Origin of the sequence: Microbulbifer sp. GL-2, assembly GCF_007183175.1 — a bacterium.
Classification (GTDB): Bacteria; Pseudomonadota; Gammaproteobacteria; order Pseudomonadales; family Cellvibrionaceae; genus Microbulbifer.
The window spans coordinates 2,471,175-2,495,820 of the sequence record NZ_AP019807.1 but is presented as its reverse complement, the minus strand read 5'-3'; the positions used below and the strand labels follow the sequence as shown (position 1 = coordinate 2,495,820).

Sequence of the window (24,646 nt, the reverse complement as noted above, 5' to 3'; positions counted from 1 at the left end):
GATTACCAACCTATAAAAATTTATTCTCTCAATTTAAATATCGAATTGAAATTTACCAAGTCGCTTTAATCATATTTACTAATTCAACCCACTATTTAAATATCAACAAATGAAATTATAAACTTAATGGAATATACCAACAGCCAAAAACCTTAATTCTAGTTTTAAACTTATGTATTTTGGGCCAATTAAGATATTTTCGTAGTCACAAATACCTTACAAACTAAAGAGAAATTCGCCGCCTAAGTAACTCCTCATGAATCTGGAAGACTGAAGGTACCAACCTTAAATAGACGTCGGGTGAAAAGGACAAACAGACCTAACTCCGCTCCACACGGGTAAATTCTGATCTTCCTAGTTGCCCGTAGGTGCGCCACTCCGGCTCTTAAAAGAGCCCTCCTCTATGGTCAATCGCATTAACGCTGTGCCCTTGTGCTCCTGAGTGCTGGGAAGGTGGACTTGCTCCCATCGGGATGGCTCAATATCGTTCATAATGACTTTAAAAGCCTCATCAAACTCCCGGAAATCATGTACACGCTCCCCACGACAAAACAACACTGCCGAGCGATAGTTGGCACTGTGGTGAAAAGCAGATTTTGCCAGCATCCATTCATCGTATTGCGCAAATGAAATACAGATTGTTTCCCCCGCATCTACTAGCTTCTGCAAACGGCTTTTATTTGTCACATGGAAATACAGGAAGTCACTCTTGCGCCATACAGTCAGTGGAATAATGATCAGCTGCCCACCCTGAGTAAACCCAACATGACCGAGCCTCAGCTCATCAACCAATTGATATACATCTTTACGTTCGTAGCCCGCTCATTTTGCAGCTCTGTACACTATGCTTTTCGCTGTGGTAGGTAGTTCATGAGTGCTATTAATGGCTGCATCCATAAAACCTCCTGATAATGGCAGATAGAGGATGAATACCGTCAATATAGGAAGCTGATCGTACCCTGATAAGATCCAGTTTTAACAATCGTGTGGTACCAGTTTTGAGCACACCTGACCTTATTGACCGGACCCTGGCAACACTTACAAACCCAGCTCCATCCACTCATGGCGAATCCCTTCTGAATGTGGTTGCCCTGATAAAAAGCTCCACACAAGGAAAGATCCTCCTTACCACATCAACTCACCAGTACCCTATGGGCAGAGTTATCCCTGCAGGTGACCGCCTAAAACTGCCCGACTGGGCTATCTGGTTGCTCCTGAAGCACTTGTGCAGGTTTTTGCATACGCGAAAGAAATGTTCACGGGACACCTACCATTGCTTTCCCAGGCCGTAGTGCCTGACTTTATCGCAGAAGGGCATTACGCAAGGCATTTACGTAGGATCTGTATTGGATATCGAGAAAAATAGATGCATTTTTGTCAGCTGATACGCGATGAATTGGAACCACAGGCAAAACTGATCGCCAGTAGTACAGGAATGCACGTAGTGTTTGCAAAGCCTAATTGGAACGATTCCGATTTATTAAAAAAACTTTCATTATGGGGGCGGGTGGCAGCACGCCTCTGTCATTGTTCTACTTAACTAAAGTGATAAATTCTGGCTTGGTTCTGGGCTTTGCCAATACACCTTTACAGAATCGCAAAGCGTGTGTAAGAACTCTAAAGAAGTTATTGTTATAATGAGATTAACTAATGATGAAACACTTTCATTTGCATGCGTCCAACCGACTTAAAAGAGCAACCAAAAATGAATAAAAAGCTAATACGACGCGGACTTATAGCATCTGGACTGATAAATATCGGCGCTGTTCTTATACTTTCAAGAGGCTTTACCAACACTGCTATTAATGAAGCCGATCCAGTAGTGATGTCAAACTTTGGTCTACTTATGATTATGGTGTGGGGTTTAGCTTTTCTTGGCGCTTCAACCATTCCATCAAACATAAAATGGCTAGCTGGTGCTTTTGCAGTAGAAAAGCTGGTTTATACCATCACTTGGATACGATGGATATCAGAAAACAGCCTAACGCAAATTTATGCCACAGATATTTTTGCAGGTGTTTTCTATAGCGTTTATGGTCTGAATGATTTCTTATTTATGTGTTTCTTTGTTTGGGTTTATTTATATTACTCAAAAACAAAAAACAATTAACAACTGAAATTTCTTTAGATCCAGAATAGCTTACCAATTACTCAAACTGGATCAGATCCTCCTTAATGTTGAAGCACCGAAACCACTCCAACCTGGGGAACCTATAAGACTGAAGGTACCAACCTTAAATAGACGTCGGGTGAAAAGGACAAACAGACTTAACACCGCTCCACACGGTTAAGTTCTGATCTTCCTTATTGTCGGTAGGCGCTCCACTCCGGCTCTTAAAAGAGCCCTCTTCTATGGTCAATCGCATTAGCGCTGTGCCCTTGCGTTCCTGGATGTTGGGAGGGCGGACCTGCCCCCACCGGTCAGGCTCAATATCATTCATAATGACTTTAAAAGCCTCATCGAACTCCCGGGAGTCATGCACACGTTCCCCACGGCAAAACAACACTGCCGAGCGATAGTTGGCGCTGTGGTGAAAAGCAGATTTTGCCAGCACCCATTCATCGTATTGTGCAAATGAAATACAGATTGTTTCCCCCGCATCTACCAGCTTCTGCAAACGACTTTTATTTGCCACATGGAAATACAGGAAGTCTCCCTTGCGCCATACAGTCAGTGGAATAATGACCACCTCCCCACTCTGGATAAATCCAACATGACCAAGCTTCAGCTCATCTACCAGCTGATACACAGCCTCCTTTTGATAGTTAGCTCTCTTTGCCGCCCGGCGTACCCTGCTCTTTACAGTGGTAGGCAACTCAGGGCCAAATTGATTGGTAGTGTCCATAAAAACCTCCTTACTAACCGCTGCTCATTCAATCTATGTCGCTAATCTAAGAAGTTACTGGTATTCTGAAAAGGTCCAGTTTTTGCTCTTTCATGGTGCCAGTTTTGAGCGTTCCAGACTTCACTGACCTAACCCTGGATCGGGCCCAACCACTACAGGCCCAGCTGTATCGAATACTTGTACAGCGCATTTGCAGTGGTCGGTTGAGCACCGGCAGTAAATTGCCATCTTCCCGCAGAATGTCGGCGTCTCTGGGAGTGAGTCGCAATACCATCACACAGGTATTGGAACAGTTAAAGGCCGAGGGCTTCCTCACCAGCAGATCTGGTCAAGGCGTGTTTGTCTCTGCATCACTGCCGCCACATGTGGAAGCCCCCCAACGAATGAGCTGGCAATCGAATACTGATCATCCGCCACAGCTGTCCACTTTCGGGAAATCGTTAAGAGATACACCGCCTGTCAGGGAGAGGCTATTGCCCTTTACACCGGGATTACCGGATCTCGATAGCTTTCCTTTTCATCTATGGAATCGCCTCTATCGGCGGCATCAAGACAGAACAGCACTCATCGGCTATGGCCCCAGTGAGGGCTATCAGCCATTAAGACAGGCATTGGCAGAATACTTACGTAACTCCCGGGGAGTCCGCTGTAGCGCCGAGCAAATCATTATTACTAACGGTGCCCAGGAATCCTTGAGTCTTTGTGCACAAGTCATACTAAATCCGGGGGATACCGTAACCATGGAAAACCCCGGCTACAGACGAGCACGCATCGCTTTTCAATCCGCCGGTGCAGACCTCCATTTGGCAGGACTAAAAAATGGCTCTCTGGATGTAGAATCACTGACAAAGCACAATCACACCGCCAAGCTTCTCTATACCACCCCTACACACCAATATCCGATGGGTGGAGTAATGCCTGCCAGTGACCGCTTAAGGCTGCTGGACTGGGCAGCAAGCTCTGAAGCCTGGATATTGGAGGATGACTACGACAGCGAATTCTCATTTGTACACAAACCCGTGGCAGCGCTGCAAGGAATGGCGGAGGACACACCTGTACTTTATATGGGCAGCTTTAGCAAAACTCTTCAGCCCGGTATTCGTCTGGGCTATATGGTGGTTCCCAAATCAGTGATACAGGTATTTAACCACGCCAAAGAGATGCTATCTGGTCACTCACCCCTTCTTTCCCAGGCCATAGTTGCCGACTTTATTGAAGAGGGACATTTCGTACGACACCTGCGTAAAATGCGCATCAACTATCGGGAAAAATGGCTGCATTTTTGCGATTTGGCACGAGATAAACTTGAACCCCAGGCGCAACTCATCGCAAGTAGTGCCGGAATGCACTTGGTACTCGCCACCCCCGGCAGGAATGACCTAGAACTGTCAAAGCAATTAGCCCAGCACCGCTTCGGTAGCACGCCACTTTCTTTTTTCTACCCCGATAAATCATTGAACCATGGCCTGGTATTAGGGTTTGCCAATACCAATAAACAGCAACGAGAGGACTGTATAGAGCTTCTGCAGAGTTTTTTAACACACTCATTCAGCTAGCAAACTTTCAATATCATTATTATTGGCAACAGCATTTCTATGCCATGGTCAGCAGAAAATATTGTTAGTGTATCTCCTATATACACTCTCCCTGCACATGGCTGGCCAGCCCTAGCCTGAAGTTATCCACACTTTCCTATTGCCGATAAAGACAACAACTTGGATGGATACACGCTGAAATAGCGAACTTTTTTGGCACAGGTATTGATCTATGGGGATCGAATTCAACTAGGCTAGGATTTATGCACAATTCCAGCCAAACTTTAGATACTAATCAGGGTAAAGCAGCGCCTTCGTCAACGGCATGGCTAGCCATGATAAGCCTTTTTTTAGGCGCCGCTTGTATCCAACTGGTCATTATGCGCTGCCTGAATGGCAAGATGGCTCCGCAGGCCTTTGCAGCCGTATTAGAGCAGCATATTCGAACGGAAGAAGTCCCCGCAGCTCTTAAATCTTTAGCCATATTTTTCACCCCGCACATCACGATCCTGACCTACTCACTGCATTTTGCCATTCTACTTGCCGGGGTACTCTTAATATTGCGGGTATTAATGACTCTAGGCGCCCTACTCATGTTTGTGAGCTTCATAGTATTATGGGGCTTTACTTATATGGGCGAAAATAGCTGGTTCTTTGAGTTTTTATCACCGGCTTTGTATGCATTAGTCTTAGCGGTAAGCATCTGTAGCTTCACCCCGAACATTCAGAAACCATCCGATCAAGCCTCATCCCATCCAACGCCCTATCACCAGCGTCTATTGGGCAGTATTCTGGCACCCGATATAAGCTTTTTGTCCTGGTGCCTCTGGGTGATTGTGGCATCTAGCGTGTTGTTCGCGATATTTTTGATGTCGCGCAACGGCGGCAATCATATACTTCTAGCCAGCCTTTTATCCAGTATCACCATTGCCGCCCTAGCAATACTTTCAAAATTTTTAGACCGATATCGCATGATCTTTCAGACAGAACAATCCAACCTACTGGTAGGGCATTGGATTAACCTGTTCACCATCACCATTGGTGTTATGTTGATTTTCCAGGTTTATGAAGACAGCTTACTGAACTGGTTTACCGTAGAGGGCTATAGAGGGCTGGTGAACACCTATGTAGAATACGGAAACACCCCGCTATGGTTTCGCAACGTATTAGCCTGGGTTGCAGAGCATGCCAATATTTTTATGCCCATTCAAAGGGTTTTCGAAGTCTCTGCCGCAATCTGCATGGTCATACTAGTTTTTCGTTTTCCTATTGTTCTATTGACCACTGGGCTATTCGCCATTCTCTCCTTTACCGAATTCGGAGTAACCAATGTTTGGCCCCCAGCCCCTGGCAAGCCCCCGGCCTGGGTGTTCGAGCTACTACTCACAACTTTAGTGAGCTTAACCTGTGGCCTTTATTATCTTTTCGATGCTTTAAAATACAAATCCTGGCGTTACTGGCTGCTTGGTTCCAAGGTGTTTGATTCCATATCTAAGCTGGATAAATATCTATTGTTTATCTTGTTTTTCATCCTGGAAATAATTGTATTTTCAGTGAGCCCTATCAGCAAAGAAAATGATATATTAGCATTGCACTTTGCAGCACTCACACTGATCCCTTTATTTTATATATTGACATTATTAGATGTGCATAGAAAAGATAGTAAATAGCATTAATTTTTCAGCAGCCCGGCCCTCCCCCCACTTATCACCTCGAAAACAATGCTCAATAAAAATCATAAACCCCCCAGCATCTAACAAATTATTTCACGCCACTTTTAAATCAAAATTTTTTCTTTATAAAAAACCGACAGGCACATAAGATACCATTTCGCATTTTTAGATTTATTTCTCACAGAAGAAATTGTTAATGGCATTTAAGCCTGAAATCGATTTATTTAAGCACGCTTACACATAAAACTCTCAACTTTAAATGTAGATAGGATAGAATCTGATTTACCAGCAAGAAATCTTTTTTTGGGGGAAAATTTTTCTTCAGAAAAAAGGCGATCTGAACTCGAAAAAATTCAGGTTAGGCAAGGGTATAAAGTGGATGGTATTAGTTGATGGCGAAGGAACTCCATTGAGTGGCGTCATTACTTCGACCACACCAGCAGAAGTAAATTTATAACAACCACTACCGGGTGTTATCTAAAAAAATAACGTATGGAGCATAACAAAGCTGCAAATTCAGACCAGTTAAGCTACAGTTTACCCCGTTGTGGGATTTACCTGACTTTTCCTCATCTTAGGAATAAAATGGAACCTTCGAAACAAGATGGCAGAAAGCTTAGAAGGTATGTGTGATATTGGAAGCGTTGAGCAAGCTTTTACATGGCTAGGAAATTGCCGTCGTTTAGCCGTCAGGTGGGATCGCTATTTATCTTCTTAAAGGGCTTTCTCCATATTACCTATATGTTAGTTACATTAAAGAAATTCTGAAATATATTTTCATAATTATGAAATAAAAATGCGCCCACAATGTGGGCGCATTAAGTTTCTACACTAAATCTTAATTTGTAGTATAACTCCAAACTTTGGATGCATCATCTCCACATTCTACCTTACCGAGAAGCATCGTATCTGTTCTGGATGGATTAGTCTGTGGAATCAAGCAAGTCCCTGTCGATCTATTTTTTATCTGAAAATAGCTACCACCATCAGACAAGGTATATGGGCCAATGAAATCCCAGGTAGTGGAGCTCTCTATATTATTACTTAGACCCAAACTGTTATGCCCAAAGCCTAGATTCAAATCTTGTATATAAGAATCCGCAATGCGATCCCAAATTAAGTATCCACCCTCATGTTTCGTTACAGCTATGGATCCATAAGCGCAACTACCCACTCTAAATGCATCAAACTCACCACTTAGATCATCTCTATAACGAGATAAGCATAAATTCTCTCCTCCCGTTATTCCTGAAGGATGAATGCCTATAAGCTCACCATCGGCTTTGCTAGGTAAATCGACAGTCTCTAAAGCGAAGAACTCTGTCTCAGATGGAACCATTCCGCAGTTAACAGCAACTAAGCTAGAACTATCGCTATTATAGTCAAGACACTTTCCAGTATATTTATTTTGCAAACGGAAAATACCATTGGTATCCAAATCCATCATATACCATGTGGCTACATCACCAAGCCCGCTTACAAATCTTATTCCATCTTCTTTATCCTTTAAATTTCTACCATTACGTGTTATCCGGTACCCGTCGTTGTATTTTGCCAGTTCATAGAGAAATGCATTATCATCACAACCTACTACACCTGATGTTCCAAAGCATACATCTGCTTCTGCATGTCGGATACGAACGAAGGCCTCTTCATCGGGAATATTTACACCGTCAACCTCCCAGATGGAGCCATCTTCGCAATTGCCTGCAGCAAGAGATCCAGCTTCATTTACAATCAGGCACCTTCCCGTATTCGCATTTTTAAATTCAAAGTATGGATTAAACCAGGTTTGAGGCTCTGAAAAAAGTTCCCATACTGAATCTGCTCCCAAACCACTGCGTATAACAAATCCTTCTGCATCCTCGCCTTTATCTTTAAAATTGCGATTATCACTGAGCCTGGTTATTTTAAATCCATCACCATAAGGCAATATAATAAAATGATTAGCCTCTATATCACAATATTTGTCAACTTTTCCATCTAAATTAACACATGTATCAGTTGGCATATGTCTAAGTCTTACGCCAGCGAAACTCTTTACTGCAAACGCATTGAAAAATTCAAATGAATCCTCGGAAATTTGGAATTTTGCCTCCGGCATATCGAAATTGTAACGATCCCATTGATCTGCAACATGCACAAGATCTCTGAAAATCATGTTGCGCTCAGCTTCGCTGGAAAATAAACTGATGTTATTAAGACTATCTAGATAAATATCACGACTCTCATTACATATAGAATCATTTGAATAATTATGGAAATCCTTTAACCATTCATCTCTAAATAAACCATTGCTACATGCGGTTACAAGAGACCGTCTATAGTCATTCAATTTCGTATTTGTAAAATCAAGAGTAGCTGATGCCATGCCAGGTACAGCACCTTCAGAAATTTTAATACCGACCTCACTCAATAATGCATTGTGATCAGTACTTTCATTAGCCGTGATAATTTTATCATATACTTGATACGTATCAAATCCTGCTCTACAGTCACTCTCGTCACCGTCTGGTATGTTTAAATAATCTGCTACATCTTCTCCCAGCATCTCAATCGAGTACAATATATCCTGAGAGATCATCTCCGTCGGTTCAATATTATTCCAGGTTGGATACTCTTCTCGATTGTAACAATAACGATTGTATTCTTGCCTATGAAGCAATTCTAACTGGATAAGAGAAACATATGTAGGGACGAGCTCATTAATCAGTTTACCATAGGATTCAGGAGTTGTGGCACCGATGTCCACATTATTAAGCTCGTTCTCCAGATATCCAGACCAAGTAATTGAAAGGTCTTCTAATTGTTCAGCTAACTCTACATGCTTTTCGTATCTTTTGAAAATTGCTATTTCAGTTTTTGCATCATCGAAAATAGATTTTAATGTTTGTTGTGCGGCAGTGGTAACATTAAGTTCTAATGATTGGAGACGTGAATTTAACTGTTCTAAACAGCCCACAATTTCCGGATCAGCTCCAGGTCTTTCTTGAAATGTCCGCCCTTCTGCAGCCTTAAAAGCAAAAGGAAATACCGCAGATAATGCTGATAAAGGAGAAGCATCCAAAACTTCCTCCATTAACATACCTGCCATAACGAGCCCTACACCCGCCCCATCGTATCCCACAGTTGATGTAGCCTCTCTGGTGGCATAATCATAACATGCGCCAGATAATTCGGTCGCATTTACCGACTGGTTTGAAATTGCTAAGGCTACAGCCGCAATCAGCCCGGCTCCCTTTAAAGGTTTCATAACTCGTTGACCCTATATTTTTCTAAAGGAGTCATCAAGATAATCTGATATTTTTAGAAACGTAAGTTCCAGTATTGAAAAAAATATAGGTCCAGTATCAAATAAAAATCTATCAAGATTACTGTTAATAAATTAGTTACAGATGATACTTTTTGGCAGGAAAAAGATGGTAAGCACTCACTCAAGCCTTTAAGTGACAAACATGACAGATTAACAATCTACTTGAGGATAAATGATATCCTATAAAATTAATTTTATTCTTTGAAATTTATCAATGATGAGCATACCTGATTTTAATGATTTATTAATAGACAAGAGAAAACCGATCAAAGAACAACTTTATTATGCTTTCCTCGAGCGAATTGTTAATGGTCGCCTGGAGACAGGTTCAAAACTACCATCTTCAAGAAAAATATCTGAATATTTATGTATCAGCCGCAGCACTGTCATTCGAGTAATTGATCTATTAAAAAAAGAAGGTTTTTTAACAAGCAAACCATGTAGCGGAGTGTTTATTACCGATAAGCTGCCTACTTATACTTTTGATATTCCATATAAATTTCGAGCTGAAAAATTTAAAAAAAACACCAACTATTTGCCAAGTCTGTCAAACTATGGTGAGTCACAAAATGTATTAGCAATAAATAATTCGCCTTGGCCAGAAACATTGCCTTTTTCTCCAGGGTTGCCAGATCTAAAAGCATTCCCAAACCGGGCATGGAATGAGTTATACCGAAAGAATATAGGAAAAATCTCAATTGATCATTTCAGTTGCTCAAGTGGCTACTTACCATTAAGGGAGCAAATATCTAAATATTTATGTAGTTATCGAGATTTAAATTGCACACCAAATCAAGTCATCATTACCAGTGGTGCTCTTGAGTCATTGAATTTGTGCAGCAGGGTCTTATTAGATCCTGGTGATACTGTACTAATGGAAAATCCAGGCTATAAAAGAGCAAGACATTTATTTGCTGCAATGAATGCAAACATAGAGTTAGTAGCACTAAAGAAAAGGTATATATGTATAGAAGATCTATCAAAGAAAAATATGAGTGTAAAGCTCCTCTACATTTCCCCGAATCATCAATATCCATTAGGAGGAATTATCCCCATTAAAGAAAGATATACTTTATTAAATTGGATAACAAAGTCTAATTGCTGGGTAATAGAAAATGATTATCAGTCTGAATTTTTGTTCAATAGAAAGAGTAGGGATACCCTGCAAGGCTTAAAAAAAAATATCCCCATAATCTATGCTGGTGGATTTAGTAGGACTCTAATGCCTGCCTTACGCTTAAATTATATTGTTGTCCCCAAGGAGGTAGCATCAACCTTTGTAAACGCAAAAGCACACATATCTGGTCCGTCTCCTTCCATATATCAAGCAGTATTATCTGATTTTATAAAAGAAGGGCACTATATAAAACATTTACGAGAGATGCGCAATTCTTACTTTGAAAAATGTAATCACTTTTGCAGCCTTATTAGTAGAGAACTAATAACCTCGGTAAATATTATTTCCAGCAACTCACCAATGGACATTGTAATTCAACTTAAACACCATGATGATGTGGAAATCTCAAAAAAACTATTTAAATATGGATTTGGAAGCACCCCTATTTCCCCATATTATTATGCAGGATATAAAAAATCAGGCTTAATAATCAATTGCGCTAACTCGACAAAATCCGAGAGGGAGTGCTTTATATTTTGTATGAAGAAAATTTTAAAAAATTAATTTTTACTCAAAATCACTTGGCAAAAATGTATTTCTCAAACAGATGTGCCTGATTATTAGCTCTTATTCACTGTTCATTTCTCTATGCTACATTCTTTGATACAAACACACTTTAAATTCACTTGTGATGCTGCATTAAATGTTTAATTGGGTTGAACCTTAATGAAATTAAAAAAATTTACTAATCTTATATTGTCTCAAAAATACCCTTTGCAAAAACAAATTTATAATTTCATTATAAAGCTTATAGAAGATGGTGAACTGCTGCCAGGAAACAGGTTACCTTCCTCAAGAGTCTTGGCCAATTATCTGGACGTTAGTCGAAATACTATTATTCAAGTAGTAGAGAAATTGATAAAGGAAGGGTTTTTAGTAAGCGAAGCTCAAAAAGGAATTTTTATAAATTCAAATATCACAATCTATAAGAAATCAAAGGAAGGCATTCAAAAAGTCAATGTAACTAATTGTAATGTTAAATCTCTTCCCGGTTTATCAAGTTTTGGTGAGTCAATGAAGAGATTGCCTTTGGTTAAATCACATTGGAGTAGTACGCTTCCTTTTTCACCAGGTTTGTCCGATCAAAATACTTTTCCTTACGATAAATGGCAGAAATTATATCAGATGCATCAAGGCAGGATCTCCGTAAGTGGATTTGGTGACCCAAGAGGTTATGCTCCTCTCAGAGAGAAAATTGCAGAATACTTGCGTGTTTCTCGTGGTGTTCACTGCACAAAGGATCAAGTAATAATCACAAACGGGTGTATGGAAGCTGTAAATCTGTGTTCAAAGGTCATATTGAATCATGGAGATTCGGTGCTTATTGAAAATCCTGGATATCCTCGTGCATATCAAGTATTCAGTGCGCTTGGCGCCAATATAAATTTGGTCGAACTAAAAAATGGATGTACAAATACTGATGATATAAAAAATTACAAATTATCAGGAAAAATTCTATACCTTTCTCCTACTCGCCAATATCCTACAGGAAGTATAATGGAATATGAGAATAGGGTTAAGTTACTTCAATGGGCTACTAAGAACAACTGCTGGATTTTAGAGGATGATTATAACATTGAATTTTCAAAAAGAAATAATTTAGTAACCCCCCTACAAGGATTGATTGAAAATTCCCCAACACTTTATATGGGTAGTTTTGATAGAATTTTAATACCCAGTATACGATTAGCTTATCTGGTAGTTCCCGAGCATGTAGTACCAGCTTTTATAAACATAAAAAATATTCTCCAGGGACCTTGCCCATTATTATATCAAGCAATCTTAGCCGATTTCATGAGTGAAGGGCATTTTATACGTTACATACGTAAAATGCGCTCTCTGTATACTGATAAGTTAAACCATTTATGTTGCCTCATTCACGAACATCTTACTCCTCAGGTTAAAATAATTTCAAAAGATTCAGTAATGTATATTGTTTTGCTCACACCGGGTATGAATGATATAAAAATAGTAGAGGAACTTTCAAAGTATGGATTTGGCAGTACAGCACTTTCATTATGTTACTTTGGAAAAATAGAAAAGTCTGGTTTAATAATTGGTTGTGCAAACACAACAAAATTACAGCGTGTAGCCTTTATAGGGCGCCTAGAAAAAATAATCAACTCTAAAGACTTTAACTATTGAAGAATTTTTATATGAACTTTTAATTTTTACCGAATAAGTAAACCTTCTTAAAAACGATTTAAACTTCTCATTCTTTGATGATGCTCGCGGAATTCAATTTGAGCTAGGGATATATTGCATAAACTACTTCCGGTTGTAGTTTATGCAACATTACCCTTATCAATATTCTTAATTTAAAACTATGACTTATTACTGAATACGTAAGAATTATCTATAACGTTTTAATCCATTTAATCTTACTTAACTTTATATACAAAATATATTTTCTTTCAAATAAATTCTAACCAAGAAAATAATACCAGTTTAAAACAAGTTTAGGGCCAGTTAAATTAATCATGATACCAGTTGCAAAAAAACCATGGTGCCAGTTATAGAAATTCATACTTTCAAATGTAGAATTCTTATAACACTAAAAGCCAATTGGCATATAGTGGGTTAACCATAATCAAACTGTATGAAATTCGATCTACCATAAGGACTGTAAAGTGATAATGAATCATCTATTACCCAAATATTTATCCACAATGAGAAAATCATCTCAATTAAAAAGCTCTATGAGTTTTATAAAAAGTAGAGAAATACTCTTATAGTTATTGGCTAAAGAGGATTCTAAATCCTCCGATTATTTATTGGCTAGATTAGAGATATCTAAAGTTTATTAATTAATGGTAGTGCAATTTTTTAATTGCTGCTAGAAATTAGCATTTGATTGGAGAGCTCCATAAATACTTATAACAGCAATATATATTATGAATAAACAAAAACGCTATATAAGGTTATGCATGAAATCTATAATGGTAAATATCACAATTCATAAATAGCAATATAAATGAATCTATTCAAGGTTCCAAATATATATAAGACTAATGATATTAAAAGAAGTTGGTGCTAGTAGTGAGTGCTCCAGATTTTATTGATTTAAATATATCTCGCAATAAGCCACTTCAAGAGCAGTTATATACAGCTCTTGTTGAACGAATAAAAAGCGGAAGATATCCAGCTGGTTCACAGCTACCCTCTTCACGTGCAATGTCTAAATCTATAGGTGTTAGTCGTAATACTATAATTCATGTTATAGAGCAGCTAAAAAAGGATGGCTTTCTGGTTAGTAAAGCATCTAAAGGGGTATTCGTATCTCCAATCTTTTCAGCTTGTATCGATAAAATAACTAATATCAGTAAGAACGCCAGCAAAACTGAATTATCACTTCCTAGCCTGTCGAACCAAGATAAATTAAGCGCGATAGAAAACACTTACTGGCCAGATTCTCACCCGTTTTCACCAGGTATGCCAGATGTAAAATCTTTTCCATATAAAAAATGGGGAAAGCTTTTTCATAGACATCAAGAAAATATAAAATTCAATGGGTATGGTGATATTAATGGATACCAACCATTAAGAGAATTGTTATCTGACTATTTAAATTCCACTAGAGGAACCTTTTGTACCCCTGATCAAATTATTATAACAAGCGGACGCCTAGAGTCTTTGGATTTGTGTGCAAGGTTAACTTTAGATGCGGGAGATACAGTACTGATGGAAAATCCAGGATGTACTAGAGCCAGATTTTTATTTAACACAATGCATGTAAATTTGAAACCTCTTGAGGTTAAACAGGGGGTTTTAAATGTAGATTATTTAATGAAAAATGAACTAAATGGAAAACTTCTTTGCTTAACACCAAACCAACAGTCCCCGTTAGGTGGAATTATTCCTTTTCAAGAAAGATTAGAAATACTCAATTGGGCTGAAAAAAATAAGTGTTGGATATTAGAGGGAGATTCTGACAATGAACTTTTCAACGAAGGTATACCCGTTGATTCAATTCAAGGCTTACATAGCAGCACTCCTGTAATTTATATAGGAGGGTTCAGTAGAGTTTTATTACCAAATCTGCGCTTGGGTTATTTAATATCTCCTAAGCCTCTAGTACCTGCTTTCAAGAATGCAAAAATGCAGCTCTCAGGCCCTTGCCCTCTCACACATCAAGTTATATTGGCAGATTTTATACGCGAAGGTTACTTCACTCAACATGCACGTCAAATGAGGAAGAGTTATCAAGAAAAGTTGGATCATTTTTTTGGCCTAATGAGATGTGACCTATCTTCCAGTATAAATATTATTTCCAAACGTTCTGCTTTAAATTTTACATTAAATATTCCTGGACATAATGATGTAAAGATTTCTGAAAGGTTATTTAAAAAAGGCTTTGGTAGCACTCCAATTTCTCCTTATTATTATTGTGATAACTCAAAAGAAAATGGTCTAGTTTTAGGATGCGCCAATACAAGTTCATGTGACCGTATAAGATTTATTAGCACCCTTAAAGATCTACTAACTTAACTTCCTTTTCACTTATTGATCCCAATTTCTTACAAGAAAAATATTGTCACTATAAATGGCATTACTAACATTTATCAATGTACAAAATATAATCCAGAAAATTTTTAGGTTCTATGGTGAAAACTTTAGATCTTACAGATATATTTATTGATCGAAATCAACCTCTTCAAAAGCAGCTATATAAAGCTCTGCTGAATAAGATTGAATGTCAAGTATTTACGAGCGGGTCAAAACTGCCATCATCTAGGATAATGTCCGAGTCTTTAGGTGTAAGTCGCAATACTATTATTCAAGTTATTGAACAATTAAAAAGTGAAGGTTTTTTAGTTGCCCAGGCAGGTAAAGGGATATTTATATCTTCAAAAATGCCAAACAATATATCTGATAGATCATTCAGTTGTTCGAATAAGGAGAAGTTTTTTTTCTCAGAAAGCACTCACTCTTTACCTGACTTATCAAACTATGGTGAGTCTATAAGATCATCATCATATTCTTTGTCTCGATGGCCTAAACCGCTTCCATTTTCACCTGGTCTGCCTGATCTTGAGGCCTTCCCCCATAATAAATGGTGCAAATTATACCGTCAAAATTTAGATAGAATCACTATAAGTGGATATGGAGACTCACGAGGATATTTACCGCTTAGAAAAAGACTTTCAGAATATCTAAGAATATCTCGTGGCGTTCATTGTTCCGAGGAACATATCATTATCACGAATGGTGAATTGGAAGCTCTAGATATTTGCATCAGAGTCATATTGAATAAAGGTGATTTAGTATTGATTGAAAATCCTGGCTATAAGCGAGCCAGCTTCTTATTTAAGTCTATGGACGTGAACTTACAAGAAATACAAGTAGAAAACGGCATTCTTAATGTAGACAATTTAATTAAAAAAAATTTTGCAGCTAAACTTCTTTTTTGTTCACCAACTCATCAATATCCCTTGGGTGGTATTATGGAGCTTAAGGATCGAGTAAAATTGCTGAACTGGGCTGCAAAATCTAAGTGTTGGATTTTTGAAGACGATTATGAGAGTGAATTTTATTCTCAAAAAAAGCCGGTCGCTGCCTTACAGGGGTTAAGGAAGGATGCTCCAGTCCTCTATTGTGGAAGTTTCAGCAAAACTCTTATGCCGAGCCTAAATTTAGGTTATCTCGTAGTGCCTGAGCCTGTAGCACCAGCTTTTATAGAAGCAAAAGGCCAAATTTCTGGGCCATCTACATTGCTTTACCAAGCGATATTGGCCGATTTTATTGGCGAAGGACATTTTGTACGCCATATAAGAAGAATGCGTAATATTTATCAGGAAAAATGGGTTCATTTTTGCACACTTATTCAGAGTCGATTAAAATCACAGGCACAACTAATTTCTCCAGGTACACCAATGAATCTTGTAATTGCAACCCCTGGGCACGAAGATATAAAACTGTCAAAAGATTTAGCTAACCATGGCTTTGGTAGCACCCCACTATCAACTTGCTACTTTGGAAAAACAAAAAGAAGTGGACTAATTTTAGGTTGCGCTAATACAACAACGTCACAACGTGAAGAATTCATATCTTATCTAGTAAGATACTTAATTAAAAAATGAGACATCTTAAGATTTAATTTCAATTATAAGTTTATCAAATCAGGAATGCTCCTGACATTTTTTGTAAGAAGTATTATTTTTTCCAAAATTAACTTTGCCCCAATTTCCCCCCAAAAAAAGAAGTGCCCCCCGGGAAGGGATTGCGAAAAGTGGCTACCAGAGCATTCAACCAGTTCTTGAAGACGCTCCCACTGAGCAGGAGAGAGGTCCTTCAATGCATTATCCCCAAGCACCCTCTTAATAAGCACTCTATTTCTAATAAACGCCCAGTTAGAAGTATTCAGTAATACGTTTTCCGCATCAGATATCGAATTACCATGAATAATTACAGGAAAAGGATAATCGTCGTAATTGAAAGTGTTCGCGGACTTAAGACTCCATTCTAAGTCTTCCACAAATTGGCCATTCTTATACATCAGGCCCGCGCCAATCAATCCCACAGGGGTGGCCCCCAGGATCCTCTGCCGATAAATATCTTTTGGGAGAATAGTATGGCCATTATAGGTACTTTGATCTTCCAGCGCCTGAAAAAACCAGGGGTATAAGCTCTCCCTGTTTGCCAGTCCTTCTGGTGTCATAGCGATATTTTCAGCATTTGCTTTTGGCAAAAAACCGGGAACTGCAGGATCACCAGACATTGCGACAAACATAGTAATTGAAATTTGCTTTGCAATCGCCTCCTTCCCAAGAGCTCCGGCAATCTTACATCCCATACTCCAGCCGCAAACGATTACCTCACGTTGTAAGTTATTCTTAGAAACTACCTCGTCAATCACTTCAGCGACTTGCTTTCCCCAATCGGCAATAGTAAAGCTGGGATAGAAGCCATCAAAAACCTTATTGGCAATTGGGAAAGAAACAGCCAGAAAGGGGTGGCCTGAGCGATGAACCCAGTAACTGATAAAATCCTCTTCCCGGGCCTCAGGGCAGCCATAGAAGATACGTGCCAGATGAGAGTTACCCGGTATGAATACCATTAAAGGTTTGGATTTTTCCGCAGCAATATAGCGGTAAAGAACAGGAAAGCCAGCTGCAGAGCCCAAGACTTCCCCTTCTTGTAATACTCCAGATTGAGGATACCCCATACCGTTACCTAAATTGAGTGCTGAAAATCAGGCTCAGATAAGATATTTAAGACATCACTACCGAAGATGATAAAGTACATCACAAGTCTTACTAGCTCGAAGTTTTACCCCATACCTCTTCAAGCCGTTGATCCCGCCCACAACGGTAACGGTAGTATTTATAGCGGAGAGGATTACGCTGGTAGTAATCCTGATGATAAGCTTCTGCCGGGTAAAATTTTGCAGCAGGGTTTATTTGGGTAACAACTTTCTTACCCAGCTCAGCCTCTACTTTCTTCTTACTCTCTTCGGCTAACTTCTTCTCTTCTTCACTACCGTAAAAAATCTCTGCGCGATATTGGTCACCCCGGTCACAGAACTGTCCACCCGCATCGAAAGGGTCTACATTGTGCCAAAAAATATTGAGTAGTTCCGAATAACTCACTTTGTTTGCATCATATTTAACTTGTACCACCTCAGCATGACCTGTACCACCAGCAGAGACCTGATCATAAGTGGGATTTTTCACATGACCTCCGCTGTAACCTGAGGTGGTTTCCAGCACGCCATTCACTTTGTCATAGGGTGGTTCCATACACCAGAAACAACCACCGGCAAAAATAGCGGTACGAATATTCGGGGAATCCTGGGCATATCCGAGGGTGGCAGCCAGGAGGATAAACAGAGTAAAGACGCCGCGCATAGCTAATTCCTGTGGACAATTCTCTTGATAGGTAATCTTCTGTCGGCTTATAGGGTGAAACTCTTACAGTGTGACAGTGCCCTGGCAGGCACGCAGGAAAATATCGCGATATTCCACTGCGTTAAAAGACATTGGGTTACTGGCTGCAGACGGATCTTCTGCAGCCATACGACCAATCTTATCGGCATCATCGCTACCAATACCAATTTCTTGCAAAGTATGAGGAATGCCCAGCTGCTTACGCAGGCCAATAACCCAGTTAAGCACTGCATCAAAGCCACTCTCAAACATGTCTTTCCCGGTCAATTGCAAAGAGAGCGCCAATTGTCCCATGGGAACCTCTATGGCTGGCCTGTTCGCTACAAGGACATAGGGCATCAGTATGGCATTGAGTAAGCCGTGATGTTTATCGTAAAGGCCACCAAGAGGGTGGGCGAGAGCATGAATGGCTCCCAGGCCACGTTGGAAGGCAGTTGCACCCATACAAGAAGCAACCAGCATCTGCTGACGCGCCTTCAACTCGGTACCAATCATGTAAGCCCGCGGAAGATACGTCTTGATCAGCCGCATGCCTTGCAGGGCGATCCCCTCTGCCATGGGGTGGTACATCAGTGAATAATAGGATTCCAGGTTATGGGAAAGCGCGTCCATCCCTGTCGCTGCAGTTACTGCTGGTGGCAATCCGATTGTCAGCTCGGCATCCAGAATCACAATATCCGGCAAGATATTGGGATGAAAAATCAATCGCTTGATTTTTGCATTTTCATCAGTGATCACTGCCACCCGCCCGACTTCTGAACCGGTTCCAGCCGTGGTGGGTACTGCAATCACCGGAACCATGCCATTGGGGTCAACACGCTTATAATTATCGCCAATATCTTCAAAGTCCCAAATGGGCCGACTCTGCCCTGCCATCAATGCAATAGCTTTGCCTGCATCAATAGCAGAACCACCACCAAAGGCAATGACTCCATCGCAATTTTTATCCCGTAACAGCTGGACGCCTTGGTTAATATTCTCACCATTGGGATTCCCCTTGATTGAGGAGAAAACTTCCAGCTCTAAACCATTTTCTCTACAGGGAGCATAAGCGCGATCAATAAGCGACATGCCGGCAAGGCCTGGATCAGTCACCAATAGTGGGCGTTGAATATTCAGTTCGCAACAGGCTTTGGCAAGATCTGCTGTCCGGCCAGGTCCGACCCAAATATTGGTAGGGAAATTCCAGTTTACCTGGTATTTGTCCACAATAGCCCCTCTCCTCTTACTATTAACTCGCGTTCGCTGGACCAGTTTCTCACTTCTGCACTTCCTTGACTGAATAAATCAAATTGAAAACAGACTCAAGGTCCTTAACCTCACAACTAACTGTTTATCAAATATGAAAGGCTTCTCCGAAACTCTCCAAAAACCAAACTTCATCACACTTCTTAGCTTCAGGAGGTAGTATGGAGTAAGCTGAGAATATCTCGACAGCAACAAGTCAGAAAGTAATATTAGCGCCTTCATTTTATAAACTCTCCCTATACGACTTGTGGGCCACTAATTAATTGCATGAGCTCTATTTTCAATAGATTCAATGACACTGATCACCGCAGTGTAATCTACTGAGCTACAGTCTCCTTTAAAATGTGCAACCAGCAGATCCCGTCCATCCCCCAGAAACCAGTTTGCCATGCACTTTCCTTTGGACATAAAAGTGACAAAGTAGCCAGAGTAGTTGCCTATCTGTACTGAAGAAACCGGGTGTTCTACTGGATGGTTTTTTAACAATGCACCGGGATCAGTTCCATCTATAAGCAATTCCGCTCTAAGAATAAAGGCTATCAGGTTATCCGTATCTTTCTGTCGAAATTGGATTCCGACATCACTGTATGTGTCTTGATATATTGACCAACCATCGGGCATCTCCAAAATAATATTTTTATAAAGATAAGATTCCGCCATTGATATCGGGGGGGTGATTAAAAGCAATCCAGCAACAAAACACATAATCAGCCGCACAACAACGTCCTCTTTTCTGACCCTCTAGCCCCCAATTTTCAAGTGGAAGGACTTGGGCCTAGTTAATTGCTCAAATCCAACCCTGGATAAAGTACAACCCCTACCGGATTGTTTTACACCAGTCCAAGCCAATTCCGGGTCCAGGTAATCACATCGATTAAGGAATATTGTGCCGGCCTGCAAATGATCGCCAATGGCCATTGCGGCCTCTTCATCTTGTGAAAAAATTGCCGCGGTTAGACCAAAGTGACTGTTATTCATAAATTCTAGGGCTTCACCATCATCATGCACTTTTTGCACCCCCAATACCGGACCAAAAGATTCCTCCCGCATCAGACGCATTTTGTGGCGCACACCAGTAAGTAATTGCGGCGCCATATATTGGGTGCCGCGGTTATCCAGGGGAAAATCACGGGCGCTCAAGTGGGCTTTGGCACCCTCGGCAACGGCTTCATCAATTTGGGCGCGTACCCGATCAGCAGATTCGGCACGCACCAGCGGCCCCAGTGTGGTGTCTGGGTTATCCGGGCGTCCAAGCTGGTATTTGCCAAGCAAGGCAACCGCGCGCTCTACAAATTCATCGAATATTTTTTCTTGAACATAAACTCGCTCAATGGCACAGCAGGACTGCCCAGAATTGAAAAATGCGCCATCGACTACTGCCTCCACTGCTTGCTGTAAGTCTGCATCTTCGCGCACATAGGCCGGGTCCTTGCCACCCAGTTCCAGACCCACCTGAATAAAGCGCCCCGCCACGGTACGCTCCAGTTTTGCCCCGGCATCCACTGATCCAGTAAAGGCGATATGCTGAATCTCTTCGGCGCATGCCAGTCTCTGGGTATAGGCATGGTTCAGATGCAGATATTGGAATACCCCATAGGGCAATCCCGCCTCCCTGAATGCTTCAACCATACGTTCTGCACAGAGAGGGGTCTGCGCAGAGTGCTTTAAAATCACCGCATTGCCCGCTAATAATGACGGCACCACGGCATTTACAGCCGTTAAATAGGGGTAGTTCCAGGGGGCAATCACCAGGGAAATCCCCAGAGGTTCACGACGAATAAAACGAGAGAACCCTGGTTTGGAAGACAGCTGGATATCTGCAAGGGCCTGTTCAGCAATATTTGCCATCATTGAGGCACGCTCGGCGAAGCCATCAATTTCCCCCGGTGCATAGCGAATGGGACGCCCCATCATCCAGCAGATCTCCTCTGCAAGACGATTCTTGCGATCCATAAAAAATTCAACTGCTCTGCGCACAATTTCAATACGCTCAGAAAGCGGGGTTAATCGCCAGGCTCGCTGAGTGGCGCTGGCCCTGTCTAGAGCCACACGAATTTCCGCTTCTCCGGCCAGGGGCCGCTCCAGGTAAATACTGTTATCTATAGGGGAAATACATCGCAAGTGGTGCATATTTAATAATTCCCTTTTAGCCGCTCCACATTAGCCTCCAGCCAATGAAAAAAACTCCTGTACCGCCCTTCTCGTCGGCAATTAATTGGGCGTGAGCATCGTCAATTACAGAATAAAACCGAAGTGCACCTCCTGGTTCAGATAATCTCGAAGTATCTGTCCAGCTCCCAATCACTTACATGACGCCGGTATTCTCGTTCCTCCCACTCGCGGCTGGCGGCAAAGTGCTCGACAAATTCACTTCCAAACAACTCTTTGGCAGCCGCAGAAGCTCTCAGGCATTGAGCTGAATCCCACAGGGTGGCGGGCAGAGTCAGCTGGGGTTCCGGTGCCAAGGCATAGGCATTACCCTCAATTGGCTCACTGGGCTGCCACTGCTGCATCACGCCGTAAAGTCCGGAACCCAATGCCGCAGCCAGGGCCAGATAGGGATTGGCATCCGCAGCACCCAGGCGGTACTCCACCCGCTGGGATTTACTGCTGCCAGGAATAGCCCTCAATGCGGTGGTACGGTTCTCCACCCCCCAGTTGGCACCAGTAGGCGCCCAGAAACCGGGAACCAGGCGTCGGTAACTGTTTATAGTGGGCGCTAACATCGCCAGGAATTCCGGCATCAGACGCTGCTGCCCCGCAATAAACTGACGCATGGTTTCACTGATTCCCTGGGGCTGGTTTCCTTCAAAAAATGCCGCCTCGCCATTATTTACATTGCGTAATGACAGGTGGATATGGCCGCTCTGCCCCGGATAATCACTGGACCAGCGCGACATAAAAGTCGCCATCAATCCCATCCGCTGCGCCAGTACTTTCATAAATGTCTTAAACAATGCAGCCTTATCTCCTGCGGCCTCGGCACCATCCACCGCAATTGCCGCTTCGAGGACTCCAGGACCAGTTTCTGTGTGCAGGCCCTCCAGAGGGAAATCCATACACTCGCCCATACCCAGGATCTCCCGGTACAGTTCAGAGTGCACCGAGTTACGCAGCATCGAATAACCAAACCAGTCCGGGGTGAAGGGTTTCAGGTTGCGGAAACCCTTTTCGCGCACGGAATTGGGGGTTTCATCAAAAAGGAAGTACTCATATTCAAGGGCGGCAAAGGGTTCAAACTCCATAGCTCTGCAGCGCTCCACCACCCTGCGCAGGACTGCGCGGGGACAAACCGACTGAGCTCGATCATCAAACTCGGCCATGAACAGCAGCATATTGTCTTCAAAGGGGATATCCCGGCAGCTGTCTGGAAGGATTCGCACCGGAGCATCCGGGTAACCGGTATGCCAACCAGTAAAGCGTACATTGTCATAGAGCTGGTCTTTAACGTCCCAGCCCAGCACGACATCACAAAAGGAAAAGCCCTTTTCCAGGGAGGAGAAAAATTTTTCGCGGCTCATGTACTTGCCGCGCATAACCCCATCGATATCGAATAGGCCCACTTTTACATGACTGAGGCCACGCCCTTCGACAATCGCACGGGCCTCCTGAACGGTTCTCACCTCCCGAGCTTTGATCATGACCGTCCCTGCCTCGTTGTTGTTATCAATGAGTTACAGGATAGACTCGCCAGCCAATCCCTGACGTCCGATAACGCCCCTAAGAGAGCGACTTTCAGCCGTGCCAAACAGCATATATAATCCGCGCTCCAAATTTTTCGTTTCACCCAGTTCAGGACCAGCAATGAGCTTCGACAAGATCCCCGCAGGTAAAGACCTGCCAAGCGATATCAACGTAATCATCGAGATCCCTGCCAACTCCGATCCCATTAAGTACGAGGTGGACAAGGACTCTGACTCCGTATTTGTGGATCGCTTCGTTGCCACTCCGATGTTCTACCCGGCTAACTATGGCTATGTACCCCAGACACTGTCTGAAGACGGTGACCCCCTGGACGTACTGGTTGTTGCACCCTACCCGGTAATGGTGGGCGCTGTAATTCGCTCCCGCGTAATCGGCGTGCTGAAAATGACCGACGAATCCGGTGTTGACGCCAAGCTGCTGGCGGTACCCCACACCAAGCTGACCAAGCTGTACGATCACGTTCAGGAAATCAGCGACCTGCCCGAGCTGCTGCTCAAGCAGATTGAACATTACTTCGAAAACTACAAAGCGCTCGAAGCTGGCAAGTGGGTGAAAGTGGAAGGCTGGGCCGACGCTGAAGAAGCGCGCAAAGAAGTGCTGTCCTCCCGCGAGCGCTACCTGAAAGAAGAGGGCTAAGCCCCTTTCTTTTGGCTCGACAATCCATTGGATTGTCGGACCGTCAGGCACAAAAAAACCGGCTTTATGCCGGTTTTTTTGTGCCTGAATTATTCTCAGAGGATATTGATCAATTTAATCCACATCCCACTGAGGAATATTGACCACCGCAGCCTCCGGTTCAACCCGCTCATTTTTATCGAGTAAAAGGCCCTCCGCCGCGCGCAGGCTGATATGGTCGGTAGACACCTGTACCGCAGATGCCTGCTTGCGTTCATAATCCTTTAGCAAGTGGCCTTCCATCGGAGCTAAGGTCCAATCGGGAGCCTCGGGCTGGGCCTTTTCCTGCGGCTCTGACGCTTGTGATTTTGGGGCAGGCTTGGACTTTGCGACCACAGCACCACTCTCATCCTTCACTGTCGCCTGGGCACCGATCTTGGCCAAAGTGGCCTGAAACTGCTCCGCCTGAGCGCGACCGAGTCCTTTACGCAAAATCAATGGTCGTCCACTAAACAGTTTTTCAACGGCTTGTGGACTGCTTTTAAACAGGCGCGCCAGGTTGGCCTTCACATCGCCAGCGGTAAACCCTGCAATCAGGTCACCACGGAAAATCAGGCTGTAGGTGGGTTCTGACATCACTCAATCCCT

At 42.2% G+C, this 24,646-nt stretch carries 18 protein-coding genes; 8 read left to right on the top strand and 10 right to left on the bottom strand.

The features are described from left to right. Window positions 1-354: 354 nt before the first annotated feature. Window positions 355-792, bottom strand: a complete 438-nt coding sequence (locus GL2_RS10840) for a pyridoxamine 5'-phosphate oxidase family protein (RefSeq protein WP_197736439.1) — start codon at window positions 790-792, stop codon at window positions 355-357. Window positions 793-1,705: 913 nt separating this feature from the next. Here GL2_RS10840 and GL2_RS10835 point away from each other — a divergent pair. Then, window positions 1,706-2,110 carry a hypothetical protein gene (locus GL2_RS10835; protein WP_143730670.1) on the top strand — a complete coding sequence of 135 codons (405 nt, stop codon included), beginning with the start codon at window positions 1,706-1,708 and terminating at the stop codon, window positions 2,108-2,110. Window positions 2,111-2,234: 124 nt separating this feature from the next. Here the strand turns inward: GL2_RS10835 and GL2_RS10830 are convergent, their stop codons facing one another. Then, a complete protein-coding gene (locus GL2_RS10830) occupies window positions 2,235-2,846 on the bottom strand; it encodes a pyridoxamine 5'-phosphate oxidase family protein (protein ID WP_143730669.1) in 612 nt (203 codons plus the stop codon). A 104-nt stretch (window positions 2,847-2,950) separates the two neighbouring features. Between GL2_RS10830 and GL2_RS10825 the strand changes: the two genes are divergently transcribed. After that, on the top strand, window positions 2,951-4,402 hold the full coding sequence (locus GL2_RS10825; RefSeq protein ID WP_197736438.1) for a PLP-dependent aminotransferase family protein: 1,452 nt from the start codon (window positions 2,951-2,953) through the stop codon (window positions 4,400-4,402). 242 nt (window positions 4,403-4,644) lie between these two features. Beyond that, on the top strand, window positions 4,645-6,051 hold the full coding sequence (locus GL2_RS10820) for a hypothetical protein (protein ID WP_143730667.1): 1,407 nt from the start codon (window positions 4,645-4,647) through the stop codon (window positions 6,049-6,051). 841 nt (window positions 6,052-6,892) lie between these two features. On the opposite strand, the gene GL2_RS10815 is transcribed toward GL2_RS10820, so the two are convergent. Continuing rightward, a complete protein-coding gene (locus tag GL2_RS10815) occupies window positions 6,893-9,307 on the bottom strand; it encodes a hypothetical protein (RefSeq protein ID WP_143730666.1) in 2,415 nt (804 codons plus the stop codon). 274 nt (window positions 9,308-9,581) lie between these two features. Here GL2_RS10815 and GL2_RS10810 point away from each other — a divergent pair, with 274 nt between their 5' ends. The 4 genes from GL2_RS10810 (at window position 9,582) to GL2_RS10795 (ending at window position 16,624) form a co-directional block, all read left to right on the top strand. Continuing rightward, window positions 9,582-11,048, top strand: a complete 1,467-nt coding sequence (locus GL2_RS10810; protein ID WP_143730665.1) for a PLP-dependent aminotransferase family protein — start codon at window positions 9,582-9,584, stop codon at window positions 11,046-11,048. Window positions 11,049-11,210: 162 nt separating this feature from the next. Next, complete coding sequence (locus GL2_RS10805) at window positions 11,211-12,689, top strand: PLP-dependent aminotransferase family protein (RefSeq protein WP_143730664.1); 1,479 nt, start codon at window positions 11,211-11,213, stop codon at window positions 12,687-12,689. An 894-nt stretch (window positions 12,690-13,583) separates the two neighbouring features. Beyond that, on the top strand, window positions 13,584-15,032 hold the full coding sequence (locus GL2_RS10800) for a PLP-dependent aminotransferase family protein (protein WP_172621118.1): 1,449 nt from the start codon (window positions 13,584-13,586) through the stop codon (window positions 15,030-15,032). Between the two features lie 116 nt (window positions 15,033-15,148). Continuing rightward, on the top strand, window positions 15,149-16,624 hold the full coding sequence (locus GL2_RS10795; RefSeq protein WP_172621117.1) for a PLP-dependent aminotransferase family protein: 1,476 nt from the start codon (window positions 15,149-15,151) through the stop codon (window positions 16,622-16,624). A gap of 23 nt (window positions 16,625-16,647) precedes the next feature. Here the strand turns inward: GL2_RS10795 and GL2_RS10790 are convergent, their stop codons facing one another. From GL2_RS10790 to GL2_RS10765, 6 genes are all read right to left on the bottom strand, one after another. After that, a complete protein-coding gene (locus tag GL2_RS10790; RefSeq protein ID WP_143730661.1) occupies window positions 16,648-17,709 on the bottom strand; it encodes an alpha/beta fold hydrolase in 1,062 nt (353 codons plus the stop codon). A gap of 91 nt (window positions 17,710-17,800) precedes the next feature. After that, the gene (gene msrA / locus GL2_RS10785) at window positions 17,801-18,391 is read right to left on the bottom strand and encodes a peptide-methionine (S)-S-oxide reductase MsrA (protein WP_143730660.1); all 591 of its coding nucleotides are present in this window, start codon (window positions 18,389-18,391) and stop codon (window positions 17,801-17,803) included. Window positions 18,392-18,454: 63 nt separating this feature from the next. Then, window positions 18,455-19,639, bottom strand: coding sequence for an iron-containing alcohol dehydrogenase (locus tag GL2_RS10780; RefSeq protein ID WP_143730659.1), 1,185 nt, complete (start codon window positions 19,637-19,639; stop codon window positions 18,455-18,457). Window positions 19,640-19,933: 294 nt separating this feature from the next. Beyond that, a complete protein-coding gene (locus GL2_RS10775; protein WP_143730658.1) occupies window positions 19,934-20,395 on the bottom strand; it encodes a hypothetical protein in 462 nt (153 codons plus the stop codon). Window positions 20,396-20,419: 24 nt separating this feature from the next. Continuing rightward, window positions 20,420-21,808: an aldehyde dehydrogenase family protein gene (locus GL2_RS10770; protein ID WP_143730657.1), complete on the bottom strand. Its 1,389-nt coding sequence runs from the start codon at window positions 21,806-21,808 to the stop codon at window positions 20,420-20,422. A 137-nt stretch (window positions 21,809-21,945) separates the two neighbouring features. After that, window positions 21,946-23,319, bottom strand: coding sequence for a glutamine synthetase family protein (locus GL2_RS10765; RefSeq protein ID WP_143730656.1), 1,374 nt, complete (start codon window positions 23,317-23,319; stop codon window positions 21,946-21,948). 163 nt (window positions 23,320-23,482) lie between these two features. On the opposite strand from GL2_RS10765, the gene ppa reads away from it, so the two are divergent. Continuing rightward, complete coding sequence (gene ppa / locus GL2_RS10760; RefSeq protein ID WP_143730655.1) at window positions 23,483-24,019, top strand: inorganic diphosphatase; 537 nt, start codon at window positions 23,483-23,485, stop codon at window positions 24,017-24,019. Between the two features lie 114 nt (window positions 24,020-24,133). On the opposite strand, the gene GL2_RS10755 is transcribed toward ppa, so the two are convergent. After that, complete coding sequence (locus GL2_RS10755; RefSeq protein ID WP_143730654.1) at window positions 24,134-24,634, bottom strand: hypothetical protein; 501 nt, start codon at window positions 24,632-24,634, stop codon at window positions 24,134-24,136. Window positions 24,635-24,646 lie beyond the last annotated feature (12 nt).

Bases quoted from the DNA above. Each gene is read 5' to 3' on its own strand.
- GL2_RS10835 (WP_143730670.1), top strand. From the start codon at position 1,706: ATGAATAAAAAGCTAATACGACGCGGACTTATAGCATCTGGACTGATA.
- GL2_RS10830 (WP_143730669.1), bottom strand. From the start codon at position 2,846: ATGGACACTACCAATCAATTTGGCCCTGAGTTGCCTACCACTGTAAAG.
- GL2_RS10820 (WP_143730667.1), top strand. From the start codon at position 4,645: ATGCACAATTCCAGCCAAACTTTAGATACTAATCAGGGTAAAGCAGCG.
- GL2_RS10815 (WP_143730666.1), bottom strand. From the start codon at position 9,307: ATGAAACCTTTAAAGGGAGCCGGGCTGATTGCGGCTGTAGCCTTAGCA.
- GL2_RS10810 (WP_143730665.1), top strand. From the start codon at position 9,582: ATGATGAGCATACCTGATTTTAATGATTTATTAATAGACAAGAGAAAA.
- GL2_RS10805 (WP_143730664.1), top strand. From the start codon at position 11,211: ATGAAATTAAAAAAATTTACTAATCTTATATTGTCTCAAAAATACCCT.
- GL2_RS10790 (WP_143730661.1), bottom strand. From the start codon at position 17,709: ATGGGGTATCCTCAATCTGGAGTATTACAAGAAGGGGAAGTCTTGGGC.
- msrA (WP_143730660.1), bottom strand. From the start codon at position 18,391: ATGCGCGGCGTCTTTACTCTGTTTATCCTCCTGGCTGCCACCCTCGGA.
- GL2_RS10770 (WP_143730657.1), bottom strand. From the start codon at position 21,808: ATGCACCACTTGCGATGTATTTCCCCTATAGATAACAGTATTTACCTG.
- GL2_RS10765 (WP_143730656.1), bottom strand. From the start codon at position 23,319: ATGATCAAAGCTCGGGAGGTGAGAACCGTTCAGGAGGCCCGTGCGATT.
- ppa (WP_143730655.1), top strand. From the start codon at position 23,483: ATGAGCTTCGACAAGATCCCCGCAGGTAAAGACCTGCCAAGCGATATC.
- GL2_RS10755 (WP_143730654.1), bottom strand. From the start codon at position 24,634: ATGTCAGAACCCACCTACAGCCTGATTTTCCGTGGTGACCTGATTGCA.